Source organism: Roseateles sp. GW821-FHT09G03, assembly GCF_059416045.1.
Genome location: NZ_JBWKOK010000004.1, coordinates 585,458 through 602,503, shown reverse-complemented (window position 1 = coordinate 602,503; position 17,046 = coordinate 585,458). Strand labels below are relative to the sequence as shown.

The 17,046-nt window shown below is 67.6% G+C and carries 17 protein-coding genes; 14 read left to right on the top strand and 3 right to left on the bottom strand.

Annotated features, from left to right (window positions below):
* Positions 1 to 53: 53 nt before the first annotated feature.
* Positions 54 to 602 carry an NUDIX hydrolase gene (locus AC07OZ_RS18355; RefSeq protein ID WP_495468512.1) on the bottom strand — a complete coding sequence of 183 codons (549 nt, stop codon included), beginning with the start codon at positions 600 to 602 and terminating at the stop codon, positions 54 to 56.
* A 52-nt stretch (positions 603 to 654) separates the two neighbouring features.
* On the opposite strand from AC07OZ_RS18355, the gene maiA reads away from it, so the two are divergent.
* Complete coding sequence (gene maiA, locus AC07OZ_RS18350; RefSeq protein ID WP_495468511.1) at positions 655 to 1,293, top strand: maleylacetoacetate isomerase; 639 nt, start codon at positions 655 to 657, stop codon at positions 1,291 to 1,293.
* Complete coding sequence (pgeF, locus tag AC07OZ_RS18345) at positions 1,283 to 2,083, top strand: peptidoglycan editing factor PgeF (protein WP_495468510.1); 801 nt, start codon at positions 1,283 to 1,285, stop codon at positions 2,081 to 2,083. The genes maiA and pgeF overlap by 11 nt, the downstream gene beginning before the upstream one ends.
* On the opposite strand, the gene AC07OZ_RS18340 is transcribed toward pgeF, so the two are convergent.
* Positions 2,003 to 2,296, bottom strand: a complete 294-nt coding sequence (locus AC07OZ_RS18340; protein ID WP_495468509.1) for a hypothetical protein — start codon at positions 2,294 to 2,296, stop codon at positions 2,003 to 2,005. The genes pgeF and AC07OZ_RS18340 overlap by 81 nt on opposite strands.
* A 158-nt stretch (positions 2,297 to 2,454) precedes the next feature.
* Here AC07OZ_RS18340 and phaC point away from each other — a divergent pair, with 158 nt between their 5' ends.
* The 3 genes from phaC to phbB all read left to right on the top strand — a co-directional run bounded on the left by phaC (position 2,455) and on the right by phbB (position 6,368).
* Positions 2,455 to 4,209 carry a class I poly(R)-hydroxyalkanoic acid synthase gene (phaC, locus tag AC07OZ_RS18335; RefSeq protein ID WP_495468508.1) on the top strand — a complete coding sequence of 585 codons (1,755 nt, stop codon included), beginning with the start codon at positions 2,455 to 2,457 and terminating at the stop codon, positions 4,207 to 4,209.
* A 113-nt stretch (positions 4,210 to 4,322) separates the two neighbouring features.
* On the top strand, positions 4,323 to 5,510 hold the full coding sequence (locus tag AC07OZ_RS18330; RefSeq protein WP_495468507.1) for an acetyl-CoA C-acetyltransferase: 1,188 nt from the start codon (positions 4,323 to 4,325) through the stop codon (positions 5,508 to 5,510).
* 120 nt (positions 5,511 to 5,630) lie between these two features.
* Positions 5,631 to 6,368, top strand: a complete 738-nt coding sequence (gene phbB / locus AC07OZ_RS18325; RefSeq protein WP_495468506.1) for an acetoacetyl-CoA reductase — start codon at positions 5,631 to 5,633, stop codon at positions 6,366 to 6,368.
* A 90-nt stretch (positions 6,369 to 6,458) separates the two neighbouring features.
* Here phbB and AC07OZ_RS18320 read toward each other — a convergent pair whose 3' ends face one another.
* Positions 6,459 to 7,265 carry an IclR family transcriptional regulator domain-containing protein gene (locus AC07OZ_RS18320; protein ID WP_495468505.1) on the bottom strand — a complete coding sequence of 269 codons (807 nt, stop codon included), beginning with the start codon at positions 7,263 to 7,265 and terminating at the stop codon, positions 6,459 to 6,461.
* Between the two features lie 83 nt (positions 7,266 to 7,348).
* Here AC07OZ_RS18320 and AC07OZ_RS18315 point away from each other — a divergent pair, with 83 nt between their 5' ends.
* The 9 genes from AC07OZ_RS18315 to glnL all read left to right on the top strand — a co-directional run bounded on the left by AC07OZ_RS18315 (position 7,349) and on the right by glnL (position 17,033).
* Positions 7,349 to 8,161 (top strand): TIGR00266 family protein, encoded by an 813-nt coding sequence (locus tag AC07OZ_RS18315; protein ID WP_377162067.1) that lies wholly within the window; start codon positions 7,349 to 7,351, stop codon positions 8,159 to 8,161.
* Between the two features lie 300 nt (positions 8,162 to 8,461).
* Positions 8,462 to 9,475, top strand: coding sequence for a YncE family protein (locus AC07OZ_RS18310; RefSeq protein ID WP_495468504.1), 1,014 nt, complete (start codon positions 8,462 to 8,464; stop codon positions 9,473 to 9,475).
* A gap of 122 nt (positions 9,476 to 9,597) precedes the next feature.
* The gene (locus AC07OZ_RS18305; RefSeq protein WP_495468555.1) at positions 9,598 to 10,476 is read left to right on the top strand and encodes a polysaccharide deacetylase family protein; all 879 of its coding nucleotides are present in this window, start codon (positions 9,598 to 9,600) and stop codon (positions 10,474 to 10,476) included.
* A 71-nt stretch (positions 10,477 to 10,547) separates the two neighbouring features.
* Positions 10,548 to 11,600, top strand: coding sequence for a sterol desaturase family protein (locus AC07OZ_RS18300; RefSeq protein WP_495468503.1), 1,053 nt, complete (start codon positions 10,548 to 10,550; stop codon positions 11,598 to 11,600).
* A complete protein-coding gene (locus tag AC07OZ_RS18295) occupies positions 11,600 to 12,586 on the top strand; it encodes an EI24 domain-containing protein (protein WP_495468502.1) in 987 nt (328 codons plus the stop codon). The genes AC07OZ_RS18300 and AC07OZ_RS18295 overlap by 1 nt, the downstream gene beginning before the upstream one ends.
* A 52-nt stretch (positions 12,587 to 12,638) precedes the next feature.
* Positions 12,639 to 13,433 carry a competence/damage-inducible protein A gene (locus AC07OZ_RS18290; protein WP_495468501.1) on the top strand — a complete coding sequence of 265 codons (795 nt, stop codon included), beginning with the start codon at positions 12,639 to 12,641 and terminating at the stop codon, positions 13,431 to 13,433.
* Between the two features lie 243 nt (positions 13,434 to 13,676).
* Complete coding sequence (gene glnA / locus AC07OZ_RS18285; protein ID WP_421033021.1) at positions 13,677 to 15,095, top strand: type I glutamate--ammonia ligase; 1,419 nt, start codon at positions 13,677 to 13,679, stop codon at positions 15,093 to 15,095.
* A 228-nt stretch (positions 15,096 to 15,323) separates the two neighbouring features.
* Positions 15,324 to 15,863, top strand: coding sequence for a hypothetical protein (locus tag AC07OZ_RS18280; protein ID WP_495468500.1), 540 nt, complete (start codon positions 15,324 to 15,326; stop codon positions 15,861 to 15,863).
* A gap of 63 nt (positions 15,864 to 15,926) precedes the next feature.
* Complete coding sequence (glnL, locus tag AC07OZ_RS18275; protein WP_495468499.1) at positions 15,927 to 17,033, top strand: nitrogen regulation protein NR(II); 1,107 nt, start codon at positions 15,927 to 15,929, stop codon at positions 17,031 to 17,033.
* Positions 17,034 to 17,046: the final 13 nt, after the last annotated feature.

Genomic DNA, 17,046 nt, shown 5'->3' with positions numbered 1-17,046 from the left:
CTCCGTCAAGCACTCTTGCAAAGCGTTTTGAAGCTCTGAGAATCCGCGCCTGATTAGTCGATGTCCGCCGTATGCAACGGATACCCGTTGCCGCTGCGGCGGTCTTCGAAGAAGCGCTGGAGCGCTTCGCGGATCGTGTGGAAGGCGATCTCGTCCCATGGCACTTCGTGCTCGTGGAACAGCTTGGCTTCGAGGGTTTCCGGGCCCGGATCGAACTCCGGACTCAGCAGCTTCGCGCGGTAGAAGGTGTGGACCTGCCCGACGCGGACCACGTTCATCACGCAGTACAGGTTCTGCAGCTCGATCTGCGCGCCGGCCTCTTCGACCGTCTCGCGCGCCGCGCCTTCCGCCAGCGTCTCGCCGAGTTCCATGAAGCCCGCCGGCAGCGTCCACTTGCCCAGCCGCGGCTCGATCGCGCGCTTGCACAGCAGGACCTGATCGCCCCACACCGGCAAGGTGCCGACGACGTTCAACGGGTTCTCGTAATGGATCGCGCCGCACACGGTGCAGGTCGCGCGTTCCCGGTTGTCATCGGCCGGGACGCGGTATTCGATCTGGCCGCCGCAGGTGGGGCAATGCTGGTAGCGCCGCGCTTGGAACATGGGCCGCAGTGTACCGGCCCCCGCCGTGGCCTCCGTGGCATCATCGCCGGCCATGGAGCTCTACAACTACTTCCGTTCGTCGGCCTCGTACCGCGTCCGCATCGCGATGGCGCTCAAGGGCCTGGACTTCGATTACAAGTCCGTCCACCTCGCGAAGAACGAGCAGTTCAACGAGTCCTACGCCGCCGTGTCCGCGTCACGCCTCGTGCCGCTGCTGAAGGACGGCGACGCGCTCGTCACGCAGTCGATGGCGATCATCGAGTACCTCGATGAAACGCACCCCGAACCGCCGCTGCTGCCCGGCGACGCGCTGAGCCGCGCCTACATCCGCGCGCTGTCCCAGGACATCGCCTGCGAGATCCATCCGCTGAACAACCTGCGCGTGCTGCGCTACCTGGTGAAAGACCTCGGCGTCGGTGACGACAACAAGACCCGCTGGATCCATCACTGGGTCGAGAGCGGGCTCGCGGTCGTCGAACATCGCCTGAAGGCTGAAGGAAGAGCAGGCCGCTTCTGCTTCGGCGACACGCCGACGATGGCCGACTGTGTGCTCGTGCCGCAGATCTTCAATGCCCAACGCTTCAACAGCCGGCTCGACCACGTGCCGACGGTGATGAAGATCTTCGAGCAGTGCATGGCGCTGGATGCCTTCAGCAAGACGCAGCCGAGCGCCTGTCCCGATGCTGAATGAGGACTGGCTGCGGCCGACGTGGACCGCGTCGCACGTCGACGCCTTCATGACCACGCGCGCCGGCGGCGTCAGCGGCGGCCCGGAAGCGCCGGACGATCAACGCGGGTTGGCGAGTCTCAACCTCGGACGTTCGGTCGGTGACGACCCGGCGAATGTGATCGAGAACCGCCGGCGTGTCGCGGTCGCGATCGGCGGTCTGCCGGTATTCCTGAAGCAGGTGCATGGGACGACCGTGTTGCGTCTGCGCCCCGAACATGCGCTGCCTGGCGCCGATCCCGAGCCGGCCGACGCGGCCATCAGCACGGATCCCGCGCTCGCCTGCGCGGTGATGGTGGCGGACTGCCTGCCTGTCCTGTTCGCCGGACCGGGCGTGGTCGGTGCCGCGCATGCCGGCTGGCGAGGTCTCGCGGGCGGCGTGCTCGAGAACACCGTCGCGGCGATGTGCGAGGCCGTGCGCTGCGAGCCTCGCGAGATCAGCGCCTGGATGGGCGTCTGCATCGGACCGGCGCAGTTCGAGGTCGGCGCCGATGTGCTCGCGGCCTTCGGGGCCGAGCCGCGCCATCAGGATCAACCGATGTTCCGCTTCCAGCGGAACGACCAGGGCGAAGCGCGCTGGCGCGCCGATCTCTACGGCCTGGCGCGACGAAGACTCGACGTGCTCGGCATCGGTGGCGTCAGCGGCGGTGGGTGGTGCACGCTCAGCGAGCCGTCACGATTCTTTTCGTTCCGCCACGAGCGCGTCGACGGCCTGCGGAGCGGGCGCATGGCCGCGGTCATCCGGCTGCGCTGACACGGGGGTCGGCTCTTGCGTCGACGCCTCCGCCTTTCTGCGTGCGGCGCGCCGCCCGGGCGTACCCATCACGTACATCACGATCGATAGCGGTACCACGCCGTAGAACACGAAGGTGATCAGCGCGCCCAGCACCGAGCCCTGCGAACTGAAGGCCTCGACGACCGCCATCATCAGCACCACATACATCCACGCGATGGCCACCAGATACATCAACGATTTCCTCGGCTCCTCGCGACAGCAGCGTCACGCGGGGGTAAGCTGATCGGGCTACAAAGCGCCTGAGCATATGCGAAGCCTCCCTGTCGATCCGCACCTTCCGCGTGATCGGCTGTGGCAAGCTTCTTGCTCAGGTTGGCATGAGGAGACACATGAGCGCGAACAACGCCGCCACCGGGTTCCCCGGCACATCGGTCCACGGTTTCGAACACTGGGCTCAGCAGGCCCAACAGGCGGCCAGCGGCCTGTCGCATGGGTTCGGCGATGCCTTCAAGCAATTGCAGGCGATGCAGATCCCGCCCGACGCGTGGTCGCAACTGCAGTCCGACTACATCAGCCAGGCCAGTGCGCTGTGGAACGCCGCGCTCGGTGATTCCCAGGCCGCGGACGCCACCGCGGCGGCAACTGCGATCGCGCCGCTGAAGGACCGCCGCTTCGCCGATGCATCGTGGAACGAGAATCGACTCGCCCACTTCACCGCGCAGCTCTACCTGCTCAACGCGAAGACGCTGCAGCGGATGGCCGACCAGGTGCAGGCCGACGACAAGACCCGCGCGCGCGTCCGCTTCGCGGTGCAGCAGTTCGTCGACGCGGCCTCGCCGAGCAACTACCTCGCGCTCAATCCCGAAGCGCAGCAGCGCGCGCTGAACACGCAGGGCGAGAGCCTCACCCGCGGCCTGCAGCTGCTGATGGCCGACGTGCGGCGCGGCCATGTGTCACAGACCGACGAGTCCGCCTTCGAGGTCGGCCGCAACGTCGCGACGACCGAAGGCCACGTCGTCTTCGAGAACGAGTTCTTCCAGTTGCTCGAGTACAAGCCGCTCACCGCGAAGGTGCATGCGCGGCCGCTGCTGATGGTGCCGCCCTGCATCAACAAGTACTACATCCTCGACCTGCAGCCGGAGAACTCGCTGATCCGCTACGCGGTCGCGCAGGGCCATCGCACCTTCGTGGTGAGCTGGCGCAATCCCGATGCGGACTGCGTGCACTGGACCTGGGACGACTACATCGGCAAGGCCGCGATCAAGGCCATCGAGGTCACGCGCGAGATCGCCGGCACCGACACGATCAACACGCTGGGCTTCTGCGTCGGCGGCACGATCCTGGCGACGGCGCTGGCCGTGCTGGCCGCGCGCGGCGAGCAGCCTGCCGAGAGCGTCACGCTGCTCACCACGCTGATCGACTTCAGCAGCAACGGCGTGCTGGACCTGTTCATCGACGAGCAGGCCGTGCAGCTGCGTGAGATGACGCTCGGCGACCAGGCCGTGAGCGGCCCGGGCCTGCTCAAGGGCCAGGAGCTCGCGACGACCTTCAGCTTCCTGCGTCCGAACGACCTCGTCTGGAACTACGTCGTCGGCAACTACCTGAAGGGCGATGCGCCGCCGGCCTTCGACCTGCTGTACTGGAACGGCGACGCGACCAACCTGCCGGGTCCGATGTACTGCTGGTACCTGCGCCACACCTACCTGCAGAACGACCTGCGCGTCCCCGGCCAACTGACCGTCTGCGGCGAGAAGATCGACCTCGGCGCGATCCAGGCGCCCGTCTACATCTACGGCTCGCGCGAGGACCACATCGTGCCCTGGGACGCCGCCTACCGCAGCACGCAGGTGTTCAAGGGCAAGAAGCGTTTCGTGCTCGGCGCGTCCGGGCACATCGCCGGCGTCATCAATCCGCCGGAGAAGAAGAAGCGCAGCCACTGGCTGGGGAAGGGCGCGGCGCTGCCGGCCGATCACCAGCAATGGCTGCAATCCGCCACCGAGCATCCCGGCAGCTGGTGGACCGACTGGTCGGAGTGGCTGGCCGGCCACGCGGGGCCGCAGAAGGCGGCACCCCGCAAGCCGGGCGGCCGCGGCCACGAGGCCATCGAGCCGGCGCCGGGCCGCTATGTGAAGCAGCGCGCGTGAAACCCACTCCCGCGCAGTGAGAACCCAACCGGTTCAGAGTTGATCCCGCAGAGTTGATCCCGCATTCACCCGCTGACGTCCGTCGTTCAGCAGTATCCAAAGAGGAGCGAGTCATGAGTTCACCGCAAGACATCGTCATCGTCGCCGCGGCGCGCACGCCGATCGGCAAGTTCGGAGGGACGCTGTCGAAGACCCCCGCCAGCGAGCTGGGCGCGATCGTCATCCAGGAGCTGCTACGCCGCAGCGGGCTGCAGCCGGACCAGATCAACGAGGTCATCCTCGGCCAGGTGCTGACCGCCGGCGTCGGCCAGAATCCGGCGCGCCAGGCCGTCATCAAGGCGGGCCTGCCCGTGACGGTGCCGGCGATGACGATCAACAAGGTCTGCGGCTCCGGCCTGAAGGCCGTGATGCTGGCCGCGCAGGCGATCCGCGACGGCGATTCGGACATCATCATCGCCGGCGGCCAGGAGAGCATGAGCCTGGCGCCGCACGTGCTGCCGGGCTCGCGCGAAGGCCAGCGCATGGGCGACTGGAAACTGGTCGACACGATGATCACCGACGGCCTGTGGGACGTGTACAACCAGTACCACATGGGCATCACCGCCGAGAACGTGGCCAAGGAATATCACGTCAGCCGGGCGCAGCAGGACGAGCTGGCGCTGGCCAGCCAGCAGAAGGCCGCCGCGGCGCAGGACGCCGGCCGCTTCACCGCCGAGATCGTGCCGGTGACGATCCCCCAGAAGAAGGGCGATCCGATCGTGTTCTCGGCCGACGAGTTCATCAACCGCAAGTCCAACGCCGAAGCGCTGGCCGGTCTGAAGCCCGCTTTCGACAAGGCCGGCTCGGTGACCGCCGGCAACGCGTCGGGCCTGAACGACGGCGCCGCGGGGCTGGTCCTGATGACCGACGCCAAGGCCAAGGCGCTGGGCCTGACGCCGCTGGCGCGCCTCGCGTCGTACGCGAGCGCCGGCGTCGATCCCAAGACCATGGGCATGGGCCCGGTGCCGGCGTCGCGCAAGGCGCTGCAGCGCGCCGGCTGGCAGCCCAAGGACCTGGACCTGCTGGAGATCAACGAGGCCTTTGCCGCGCAGGCCTGCGCGGTGCATCAGGAGATGGGCTGGGACGTCAGCAAGGTCAACGTCAACGGCGGCGCGATCGCGCTGGGTCATCCGATCGGCGCGTCCGGCGCCCGCATCCTGGTCACGCTGCTGCACGAGATGATCAAGCGCGATGCGAAGAAGGGCATCGCCAGCCTGTGCATCGGCGGCGGCATGGGCGTCGCCCTGTGCGTCGAGCGCTGAAACCGGCGGCACCGCCGTCGACTGTTCTTTCCTGAGTCTTTCTCGCGTCTTTCCCGTTTCGACATTCCAGACGCCCTGGCCGCGGACGCGGCGCTCCGGGGCGCCATACAGGAGGCAAGCATGAGTCAGAAAGTTGCATACGTCACCGGCGGCATGGGCGGCATCGGCACCGCCATCTGCCAGCGCCTCCACAAGGACGGCTTCAAGGTCATCGCCGGCTGCGGTCCCACCCGCGACCGCGAGAAGTGGCTGGGCGAGCAGGCCGAGCAGGGCTACACCTTCTTCTGCTCGGCGGGCAACGTGGCCGACTGGGACTCCACCGTCGCCGCGTTCGACATCGCGATCGCCGAGCACGGCACCATCGACGTGCTGGTCAACAACGCGGGCGTCACCAAGGACCGCATGTTCCTGAAGATGACCCGCGACGAGTGGGACACCGTCATCGACACCAACCTCAACAGCATGTTCAACGTCACCAAGCAGGTGGTGCCGGGCATGGTCGACAAGGGCTGGGGCCGCATCATCAACATCTCGTCGGTCAATGGCGAGAAGGGGCAGATCGGGCAGACCAACTACTCGGCGGCCAAGGCCGGCATGCACGGCTTCACGATGGCGCTGGCGCAGGAGCTGGCGTCCAAGGGCGTCACGGTGAACACCGTCAGTCCGGGCTACATCGGCACCGACATGGTCAAGGCGGTGCGCCCGGACGTGCTGGAGAAGATCGTCGCGGGCATCCCGGTGAAGCGCCTCGGCGAACCCGAGGAGATCGCCTCGATCGTCGGCTGGCTCGCGGGCGAGACGTCCGGCTTCACCACCGGCGCGGACTTCAGCTGCAACGGTGGATTGCACATGGGCTAAGCGCGAGTCGCTGGTCCCAAAGAAAAGGGCTGCCGCGGCAGCCCTTTGTCGTTGCCGGGCGCAGGAAGCGCCCGAGAGGTCCTTTCCGTCTCAGTCCTTCTTCATCAACACCAGCAGCTGCGACAGGTTCTGCGCCGCCGCCTGGAGCTTGGGCAGCGCCTGTTCCAGCAGCAGTTGCGGCGGCGTGCGCGATGCATGCGTGCTGACGTTCATCGCCGCGACGACCCGGCCATCGCGGCCGGTGATCGGCACGGCGACGCTCAGCACGCCGTCCTCGAGCTCCTGGTCCACCAGGCACCAGTGCTGGCGCCGGGCCTGCTCGATCGCGGCGCGCAGCTCCTCGTGCGACCGCACGGTGTTGCTCGCGCGTCGCGCCAACTGCACCTGCGCCACGCGGGTCTCGCGCTCCTCGACCGACAGCGAGGCCAGCAGCACGCGGCCGGTGGCCGTGGCCCATGCCGGTAGACGGCTGCCGACGCCCATCGGGTCGGACAGGATCTTGCGCAGCGGCGCGCGCAGCACGAAGACCGCATCCTCACCGTCGAGCACCGCGATGGAGACGGACTCCCGCAGGTCATTGGCCAACTGGATGGCCACCGGCTCGGCGAAACGCCACAGCGGCTGCGAGGACAGGTAGGCGAAGCCGAGGTCGAGGATCTTGGGCGTCAGCTCGAACAGCCGCCCCTCGGACCTCACGTAGCCCAGTGTCTGCAGCGTCAGCAGGATGCGCCGCGCGCCGGCCCGCGTCAGCCCGCAGCGCTTGGCGACTTCCGTCAACGTCTGGCGCGCATGGTGGGTATCGAAGGTCCGGATCACCGACAGGCCGCGCGCGAAGGATTGCACGTAGCTGTCGCCAGGCTTCAGGGGGGTGTTGGGTGCGCTTTCGTCAGGAGACATGGGCGTCATGACCGCAGTAGAGGAAGGCCGCGAAACGTTAATATCGCGCCCGTTTCCAGGTGAAAAGACAGAAGGTGAAGACCATGGCCATGGATGTAGTCGACTACGAAATCAAGGGTGCCGAGATGCAGTTCGTCGAGGTCGAACTTGACCCCGGCGAAGCTGCGATCGGTGAAGCCGGCAGCATGATGTTCATGGATGCCGGTATCGGCATGGACACGGTGTTCGGCGACGGGTCCGCCAACCAGGGCGGTTTCTTCGGGAAGTTGCTGGGCGCCGGCAAGCGGCTGGTGACCGGTGAATCGCTGTTCACCACGGTCTACACGAACCAGAGTCATGGGAAGTTGCGGGTCGCTTTCGCGGCGCCGTATCCCGGCAAGATCCTGCCGATGGATCTCGGCAAGCTCGGAGGCACGCTCATCTGCCAGAAGGACGCGTTCCTGTGCGCGGCCCGCGGCGTGTCGCTGGGGATCGCACTCCAGCAGCGCCTGTCGACAGGCTTCTTCGGTGGCGAAGGGTTCATCATGCAGAAGCTCGATGGTGATGGGCTGGCCTTCGTGCATGCAGGGGGTACCGTGGTTCGACGTACGCTCCAGCCGGGTCAGACGCTGCTGGTGGATACCGGCTGCGTCGTCGCCTACACGCCCAGCGTGAGTTTTGAGATTCAGTACGTAGGCAAGATCAAGACCGCCCTGTTCGGCGGCGAAGGTCTGTTCCTGGCGAAGCTGACCGGCCCCGGCGAGATCTGGCTGCAGAGCCTGCCGTTCTCGCGGCTGGCCTCGCGCGTCTTCGCCGCGGCCCCGCAGCGCGGGGGCTCGCGGGAAGAGGGTGGTCTGCTGACCGGCATCGCCGGGGGCGGATTGCTGGGCGGCCTGCTCGGCGGCGACGACGAATAAGCCGTCCCGAAGGCGCCCCAAGAAGTTCGCCATGCGCAGACTTGCCGCAACCCTGGCGGCAAGTCTGGCGCAACTGAATGCAACTGCGGCGCCGCGATCGCTCGAGGCTTGCGCGCGGAGCGCGTGAAGCCGCCGCCTCGAAACGCTCAAGAACGGCTCATGCACCGGACCTGTCTGGCGCCCAGGCCGGCATCAGCAGGGCTCCGCGGTCCTGTTCCGCCCGGGACCTAGGGTGAACCCGCCTACACTTGAGGGCTGCGTGGCGCTGGGCGCGCCAGGCATCTCCTGTTGAGGATCTCCATGCTGTCTTCCCTCGTGCGGCCCGTGCTGGCCGCCCTGGTCGTCACCGCCTTGAGCGCGCTGACCGCGGCCCAGGTCGCCATCGCGTCCACCGGCAGTCCCATCTTCGTGCTGAACTCGCTGGACGCCGACATCAGCGTCATCGACCCGAAGGACTTCCGCGAGATCAAGCGCATCCCGACCGGCAAGGAGCCCCATCACCTCTACCTGACGCCGGACCGCAAGACCATGGTCGTGGCGAACGCGCTGGGCGACTCGCTGACCTTCCTCGATCCAGTGACGGCCGAGGTGCAGCGCACCGTGCGCGGCATCCCTGACCCGTACCACCTGCGTTTCTCGCCCGACATGAAGTGGCTGGTGCTGGCTGGCAACCGGCTGGACCACGTCGACATCTACAAGTGGCAGCCGCAGAACGCGGCGCAGCCGATGGCGCTGTTCAAGCGCTTCTCCGCGCCGAAGACGCCCAGCCACCTGTCCATCGACAGCAGGAGCAGCGTCGTCTACGCGAGCCTGCAGGACAGCAGCGAGCTGCTGGCGATCGACCTGAACACGATGGCCGCGCGCTGGAAGATCCCTGTCGGCAAGCTGCCCGCCGACCTGTACCTGACGCCGGACGACAAGTACCTGCTGGTCGCGCTGACCGGCGAGCGCAGCGTCGAGGTCTATGACGTCACCGGTGCGTTGCCGAAGCTGGTCAAGCGCCTCGAGACCGGCGACGGCGCCCACTCGTTCCGCGCGCTCGGCGACAGGAAGCACGTGCTGGTGAGCAACCGCGCGGCCAACACGATCAGCAAGATCGCGCTGGCGGACTTCACGGTCGTCGACACCTTCAAGGCCCCGGGCGGCCCGGACGACATGGAGATCCTCACCGACGGCCGCACGCTGATGTTCACGTCGCGCTGGGCCCGCAAGCTGACGGTGATGGACCTGCAGACCAAGCAGATCCTGCAGCAGGTCAAGGTCGGCAAGTCGCCGCACGGCGTCTGGACCCTCGACCAGATGCCGCGCCAGTGAGCGCGTCCGGACCCAGGCCCGAGCCCGTGAAGACATCGTCCGTCCCGCGCCTGGCGCGCCGTCGTGCGCTGCGGCCGCTGTTGCCGCCCGTGCTGCGTCATGGCGCGGCGTTGCTGCTCGGCATGACCGCGGTCGTGCAGGCGCAGCCGCAGTCCGCCTCGGCACCGGCGAACGCGCCTTGCGACAAGCCCGTCTATCTGACCTTCGACACCGGGCACATGGGCGTCGCGCCGCTGATCGTCGACACGCTCAAGCGCTTCGATGCGAAGGCGACGTTCTTCCTGGCCCAGGAACCGACGATGGACGGCGGCCAGACGCTCGACGACAAGTGGGCGCCCTGGTGGAAACAGCTGGCCGAGCAGGGCCACGACTTCGGCTCGCACACCTGGTTCCACGATGCCTGGTCGGCCGACCTGCCCGACGGGAAGTTCCGCTTCAAGCGCGCCGCGGGCGAGCAGGTGCCGCAGAACGTGGTGCTGAGCTCGGCCGAGTACTGCGAGGAGCTCAAGCGCCCCGCGCGCCGCTTCCTCGAGATGACCGGGCGGCCGATGTCGATGATCTTCCGCGCGCCGGCCGGGCGCACGTCGCCGGCGCTGCTCGCGGCGGCGCAGGCCTGCGGTTTCCGGCATGTCGGCTGGAACGCCTCGGGTTTCCTCGGCGACGAGCTGCCGAGCGACAAGTTCCCCAACCAGGCGCTGCTCGAGCAGGCGCTGCGGCGCGTCAAGCCGGGCGACATCCTGATGGCCCACCTGGGCATCTGGTCGCGCCAGGATCCCTGGGCGCCGACCGTGCTGGAGCCGCTGCTGCAAGGGTTGAAAGCCCGGGGCATGTGCTTCGCGCCGTTGCGCGATCATCCGGAGTACGTCGCGTGGATGCGCAAGCCGCAGGAGGCGGTCGCGCTGAAGGCGGCTTCGACCTCAACCTCGACTTCAAGCGCGGGCACGGCCGCGTCCGGCGGCGGGGCCGGGGCACCGGGCCCGAAGGACGCGCTCAGGCGCTGAGGCGTTGGCGTGTTGAAGCGCTAGGACGCTGACGCGGCGATGCATCACTTTTCAGGAGGACCCACGGCGTGATGGACTGGTTCACCGATCTGTTCGGACAGGCGCAGCAGGCGCTGTTCGAGAGCGTCATTCAACCGATCGTGTTCAACCTCGGCTACGGCAACCTGCTCGAGGACGCGTTCGACGCGACCGGCTGGCTGCTCATCGGCCTGATCCAGATCGTCGTGATGCTGGCGGTGATCGGCGCCCTGCAACGCTGGCGTCCGGTCGAGGCCGTCACCGACCGCCACGCGATCCGCATCGACATCGTCTACACGCTGATCCAGCGGCTGGGGCTGTTCCGGCTGGTCATGTTCTTCTCGCTGGAGCCGCTGTTCGACGGCGCCGTGGGCGAGATGCGCATGCACGGCATCCCGACCTTCCAGCTGGACGCGCTGTGGCCCGGCGTCACCGACGTGGCCTGGGTCAGCTTCGTGATCTACCTCGTCGCCTTCGACCTGCTGATGTACTGGCTGCACCGTGCGCAGCATTCGTGGAACTGGTGGTGGGCGCTGCACTCGCTGCATCACAGCCAGCGCCAGATGACGATGTGGAGCGACAGCCGCAACCACCTGCTCGACGACCTGATCATCGACAGCGCGGTCGCGATCACGGCGCGGCTGATCGGTGTCGGTCCCGGCCAGTTCGTCGCGCTGGTGGCGATCTCGCAATTGCTCGAGAACCTGCAGCACGCCAATCTGCGGCTGACCTTCGGCCTGATCGGCGAGCGGCTGCTGGTGAGCCCGCGCTTCCATCGCCTGCACCACTCGATCGGCATCGGCCACGAGGGCTTCGGTCGCGGCACCCTGGGCGGCCACAACTTCGCGGTGATGTTCCCGATCTGGGACGTGCTGTTCCGCACCGCCAACTTCGAGGACCGCTGGGACCCGACCGGCGTGCGCGACCAGTTGCCGGAAGAGGGCGGGCGCGACTACGGACGCGGCTTCTGGGTGCAGCAGTGGCTGGGGCTCAAGCGGCTCGTCGGACGTGACAAGATCGCGGCCGCGCCCGGCGACGGATCGACCCCGTCCGGCGGCGCGCCCATGGACATCGCCGGCCGCGCGCCGGCCGGAGGAAACGACTGATGATCAAGCCGATGAGCCGCCTCGCCGACTCGTTCTGGCGCGCGGCCGCGTACTGCCTGCATCCGCGGGTGATCGGCCTGTCGCTGCTGCCGCTGATCGTGTCGGCGGCGCTGGCGTTCGGGCTCGGCTACTTCTTCTGGGAAGCGGCGGTCGCCGGCGTGCGCGCGACGATGGAGTCGTGGAGCCTCGTCGACGGCATGCTGAAGTGGCTGGACAGCCTCGGCGCCGCGTCCTTCCGCACGGTGCTCGCGCCCATCATCGTGCTCGCGATGGCCGTGCCGGCGCTGGTCGTGCTGAGCCTGCTGCTGGTGGCGCTGCTGATGACGCCGTCGATGGTGGACCTCGTCGCGCAACGGCGCTTCGCCGGTCTGGAGCGCAAGCACGGCGCGGGCTTCGTCGCGAGCCTGAGCTGGTCGCTGGGCCACACGGTGCTGTGCGTCGTGCTGCTGATCGCGTCGCTGCCGTTCTGGCTGATCCCGCCGCTGGCGCTGATCCTGCCGCCGCTGATCTGGGGCTGGCTGGGCTACCGTGTCTTCACCTTCGACGTGCTCGCCGAACACGCCTCCGGCCCCGAGCGCCGCCGCCTGCTCAACGAGCACCGGATGCCGCTGCTCGTGCTCGGCCTGGCCACCGGCTACCTCGGCGCGGCGCCCGCCGCGATCTGGGCGATGGGGGCGCTGACGATCGCCTTCGCGCCGGTGTTGATCCTGGTGTCGGTGTGGCTGTACACGCTGGTCTTCGCGTTCAGCTCGCTGTGGTTCTCGCATTACGCGCTGGCTGCGCTGCAGGAGATGCGTCGCGCCGACACCGTCTCCGATCGGGCCCCCGATCCGGTGATGGACGCGCTGCCGGCCAACTATGAAGCCGTGCCGCCGCGAGTCGTCGATCGGGTCGACGAGGTCGAGGATGTCGAGGTGATCGACCCCAGGCAAGACCCGGCACCCGGTCCCGTGACGCGCATCGAGAACAAGCCGTCACCCCTCTGAGCTCGCGCCAACCACGCCGACTCCCGCTCCCACGCTTTCGCAGGAACCCCGCATGAACATCGGCCTCTTCATCATCGGCGACGAGATCCTGTCCGGGAAGCGCCAGGACAAGCACCTGTCCAAGGTGATCGAGCTCCTGGGCGCGCGCGGGCTGTCGCTGGCCTGGGCCAAGTACCTCGGCGACGACCGCGAGCACCTCATCCGCGAGTACCGCGCGGCCTTCGACAGCGGCGACCTGTTCTTCAGCTGCGGCGGCATCGGCGCGACGCCGGACGACCACACGCGGCAGGCCGCGGCTGCGGCGCTGGGCCGGCCGCTCGAGCTGCACCCGGAAGCCGCGGACCTGATCTGGCAGCGCGTCCAGCAGATGGCCGCGGAGCAGGGCACGACGCCCGAGCGCGACCACCCCGACACCGTGCGCCGGATGGTGATGGGCGTGTTCCCGCAAGGGGCCGCGATCATCCCGAACCCGTACAACAGGATCCCCGGTTTCTCGGTCGGCCGTGCCTACTTCGTCCCCGGCTTCCCGGTGATGGCGCACCCGATGATCGAGTGGGTCCTGGACCACCTGCACGCCGACCTGCACCGCGAGGTCGGCACGCGGGAGCGCTCGCTGATCGTGCAGGGCGCGATGGAAGCGAGCCTGACGCCGTTGATGGAACGCGTCGAGGCCGACTTCCCCGGCATCAAGGTCTTCTCGCTGCCCAGCGTCGACCACCCGCAGTGGGGCCGGCACATCGAACTGGGCGTCAAGGGCGACGCCGCCGCGATGGACGCCGCCTACGCCGCACTGCGCGCGGGCGTGGTCCAGTTTGGTGCCGCCATCAGCACTGAATTGGTGCGATGATGCACCGCTTCGGGCAGCCCGCCCGGACGATGCCGCGCGTGGTCTGACAGCGGTTCTCTCTGATCGACCGATGCCGCCCCCGTCTGGCGCGTTGGGCATCAAGGGCTTGCGTGTCATGCACCGCTCTGGCGCCTGCCTGTCACCGTGCCGCCATCTGTTGGCATGCAAACTGCTAAATCGTCCGCGCTGGGCCGATGCCCCACGACTCTTTCTTTCTCATCCAGCCCCCTCTAGGAGTGATTGATGGCCACCAAGACCGTCGCCGACGTGATGAACCTGGTCAAGGAGCATGAAGTCAAGTTCGTTGACTTCCGCTTCACCGACACGCGCGGCAAGGAGCAGCACGTGACCGTGCCCGTCTCCCATTTCGACGAAGACAAGTTCACCGACGGCCATGCCTTCGACGGCTCCTCGATCGCCGGCTGGAAGGGCATCGAAGCATCGGACATGCTGCTTATCCCGGATCCGAACACGGCCAACATCGACCCGTTCTACGAAGAGCCGACGCTGATCCTGAGCTGCGACGTCATCGACCCGACCGACGGCAAGGCCTATGAGCGCGACCCGCGCTCGCTGGCCCGTCGCGCCGAGGCCTACCTGAAGTCCTCCGGCCTGGGCGACACCGCCTACTTCGGTCCGGAACCCGAGTTCTTCATCTTCGACAGCGTGCGCTGGAACGTCGACATGTCCGGCTCGTTCGTCAAGATCGAATCGGAAGAGGCGGCCTGGAACACCGGCAAGGACTACGAGCACGGCAACAGCGGCTACCGTCCCACCGTCAAGGGTGGCTACTTCCCGGTGCCCCCGGTCGACAGCGGCCAGGACATGCGCTCGGAGATGTGCCTGATCCTGGAACAGATGGGCATTCCCGTCGAAGTCCACCACCACGAAGTGGCGAACGCCGGCCAGATGGAAATCGGCACCAAGTTCAGCTCGCTGGTCCAGCGCGCCGACTGGCTGCAGCTGCAGAAGTACATCATCCAGAACGTCGCGCACGCCTACGGCAAGACCGCCACGTTCATGCCGAAGCCCATCGTCGGCGACAACGGCTCGGGCATGCACGTGCACCAGTCGGTCTGGAAGGACGGCAAGAACCTGTTCGCCGGTGACGGCTACGCCGGCCTGAGCGACTTCGCGCTGTACTACATCGGCGGCATCATCAAGCACGCCCGCGCGCTGAACGCCATCACCAACCCCGGCACCAACTCGTACAAGCGCCTGGTGCCCGGCTTCGAAGCCCCGGTGAAGCTGGCCTACTCGGCCAAGAACCGCTCGGCCTCGATCCGCATCCCGTACGTGGCGAACCCCAAGGGCCGCCGCATCGAGGCGCGTTTCCCGGATCCCTCGGCCAACCCGTACCTGGCCTTCGCGGCCCTGCTGATGGCCGGCCTGGACGGCGTGGAAAACAAGATCCATCCGGGCGAAGCCGCCACGAAGGACCTGTACCACCTGCCGCCGGAAGAAGACGCGAAGATCCCGACCGTCTGCCATTCGCTGGACCAGGCGCTGGAGTACCTGGACAAGGACCGCGCGTTCCTGACCAAGGGCGGCGTGTTCACCGACAGCTTCATCGATGCCTACATCGAACTGAAGATGCAGGAAGTCCAGCGCTTCCGCATGACCACCCACCCGGTCGAGTTCGACATGTACTACTCGCTGTGATCGTCCGCGCGGAGAGCGCCATGACCGCTTCGGCACGGCCCGCTCCGCACGTTCACGACCACGCACAGGGACGGCTCCGGCCGTCCCTTTTCTTTTTCGATCCCTGGACGCACGTGTCTGACCTTCCCCACGCGTACACCTGGCAACAGGGCGTGAGCGCACGCTCTCTCCCGGCGGTGACCGATTGCGTCACAATGTCCGACGACTCTGGTCAGTTAGAAGCAGGGAATGCAGATGACGCTGCAGCACAAGCGGGTGGGACGTTCGTGGTTGGCGATGATGCTGGCCGCCATGATGGGCATGGCGGCCGGGCAGGCATCGGCGCAGGGCATCGTGTATCGCTGCCCCGGTCCGCCGGTGCTGTACACGGATGCGATGTCCGCCAAGGAAGCCGCCGACAAGGGTTGCCGCAGCATCGAGGGCACGCCGATCTCCGTGATCGCGCCGAGCAAGCCGCGCGCGCCGGCGACCACGGCGCCCGCGTCGGGAGGCCAGAGTGCTGATCTCAAGGTCGATGCCAAGGACCAGCGCGTCCGTGACGACGATCGCCGCCGCATCCTCGAGCAGGAGCTGCGCGACGCCGAAGGCAAGCTCAGCAAGATCCAGCAGGAATACAACGGCGGGCAGCCCGAGCGTCGCGGCGACGAACGCAACTACCAGAAGTACATCGACCGCACGGCCGAGCTCAAGGCCGCGGTGTCGCGCCAGGAAGCCGACGTCCAGGCCATCAAGCGCGAACTCGCCAAGCTGCCGCCGCCCAATCTCTGATCGGGGGCCGGCGGCCCGGGCCGCCGTGGTGTCGCGCGCCGATGGCGGCGAGGGCAGCACCCCATGACCACTCCCCATCCTGCGTCACACGACGCGCACAACGCGCAGTACGCGTGCTTCGACCTGCTGGCGACGCTCGTCGCCGTGGTCCGCGCCGACGGCACCTGCGAGTTCGCCAACACCGCCGTCGAGACGCTGTTCAACCTGCCGCGCCGCGCGGTGCAGGGCAGCAACCTGCTCGAATGGTTCGTCGACACCGGCCGTGTCGTCGAGGCGCTCGAAGAGGTCAGCCGCAACGCGTTCTCGAGCTCGCGCTTCGACGCGACCATCCGCCGCGGCCCGCGCACGCATGACGACCTGCTGCCGGTGCACGTGATCGTCAGCCAGACGGACGATCCGCAGCGGCTGGTGATCGAACTCATCGAGAACGCGCAGCAGACGCGCCAGGACCGCGAGGAGCGCAACCTCGACCAGGTCCACGCGACCAAGGAACTGACGCGCAACCTCGCGCACGAGATCAAGAACCCGCTGGGCGGCATCCGCGGCGCGGCGCAGCTGCTGGCGCTGGAGCTGCAGCCGACGGACCTGTGGCCGGAGCTCGAAGAATACACCGAGGTCATCATCCACGAGGCCGACCGGCTGCAGTCGCTGGTGGACCGGCTGCTCGCGCCGCACCGGCGCGCGCAGGTGGTGGGCGACGTCAACATCCACGAGGTCTGCGAGCGGGTGCGCACGCTGGTGCTGGCGCAGTACCCGCGCGGGCTGACGATGATCCGCGACTACGACATCTCGCTGCCCGACTTCCGCGGCGACCGCGAGCAGCTGATCCAGGCGGTGCTCAACATCGTCCAGAACGCGGCGCAGGCGCTGCACGAGCGCATCGACGGGGGCGACGCCGTCATCGCACTGCGCACACGCGTCGCCCGGCAGGTGACCATCGGCAAGCAGCGCTGGCGCTTGGCATTGGAATTGCATATCGAAGACAACGGCCCGGGCGTGCCCGAGGAGATCAAGGACCGCATCTTCTTTCCGCTGGTTTCAGGGAGGGATGGCGGTTCCGGTCTCGGGCTGACGCTGGCGCAGACGATCGCCCAACAGCACCAGGGGATGATCGATTGCGACAGCCAGCCGGGTCGGACCGATTTCCGAATCACCCTGCCTTTGCCCTGAGCCGCGGCCACAA

Coding starts and splice junctions, on each gene's coding strand:
- AC07OZ_RS18290 (WP_495468501.1), top strand. CDS start 12,639: ATGAACATCGGCCTCTTCATCATCGGCGACGAGATCCTGTCCGGGAAG.
- maiA (WP_495468511.1), top strand. CDS start 655: ATGGAGCTCTACAACTACTTCCGTTCGTCGGCCTCGTACCGCGTCCGC.
- AC07OZ_RS18355 (WP_495468512.1), bottom strand. CDS start 602: ATGTTCCAAGCGCGGCGCTACCAGCATTGCCCCACCTGCGGCGGCCAG.
- AC07OZ_RS18320 (WP_495468505.1), bottom strand. CDS start 7,265: ATGTCTCCTGACGAAAGCGCACCCAACACCCCCCTGAAGCCTGGCGAC.
- AC07OZ_RS18310 (WP_495468504.1), top strand. CDS start 8,462: ATGCTGTCTTCCCTCGTGCGGCCCGTGCTGGCCGCCCTGGTCGTCACC.
- AC07OZ_RS18315 (WP_377162067.1), top strand. CDS start 7,349: ATGGCCATGGATGTAGTCGACTACGAAATCAAGGGTGCCGAGATGCAG.
- phbB (WP_495468506.1), top strand. CDS start 5,631: ATGAGTCAGAAAGTTGCATACGTCACCGGCGGCATGGGCGGCATCGGC.
- AC07OZ_RS18340 (WP_495468509.1), bottom strand. CDS start 2,296: ATGTATCTGGTGGCCATCGCGTGGATGTATGTGGTGCTGATGATGGCG.
- phaC (WP_495468508.1), top strand. CDS start 2,455: ATGAGCGCGAACAACGCCGCCACCGGGTTCCCCGGCACATCGGTCCAC.
- glnA (WP_421033021.1), top strand. CDS start 13,677: ATGGCCACCAAGACCGTCGCCGACGTGATGAACCTGGTCAAGGAGCAT.
- AC07OZ_RS18300 (WP_495468503.1), top strand. CDS start 10,548: ATGGACTGGTTCACCGATCTGTTCGGACAGGCGCAGCAGGCGCTGTTC.
- AC07OZ_RS18305 (WP_495468555.1), top strand. CDS start 9,598: ATGACCGCGGTCGTGCAGGCGCAGCCGCAGTCCGCCTCGGCACCGGCG.
- pgeF (WP_495468510.1), top strand. CDS start 1,283: ATGCTGAATGAGGACTGGCTGCGGCCGACGTGGACCGCGTCGCACGTC.
- glnL (WP_495468499.1), top strand. CDS start 15,927: ATGACCACTCCCCATCCTGCGTCACACGACGCGCACAACGCGCAGTAC.
- AC07OZ_RS18295 (WP_495468502.1), top strand. CDS start 11,600: ATGATCAAGCCGATGAGCCGCCTCGCCGACTCGTTCTGGCGCGCGGCC.
- AC07OZ_RS18280 (WP_495468500.1), top strand. CDS start 15,324: ATGCAGATGACGCTGCAGCACAAGCGGGTGGGACGTTCGTGGTTGGCG.
- AC07OZ_RS18330 (WP_495468507.1), top strand. CDS start 4,323: ATGAGTTCACCGCAAGACATCGTCATCGTCGCCGCGGCGCGCACGCCG.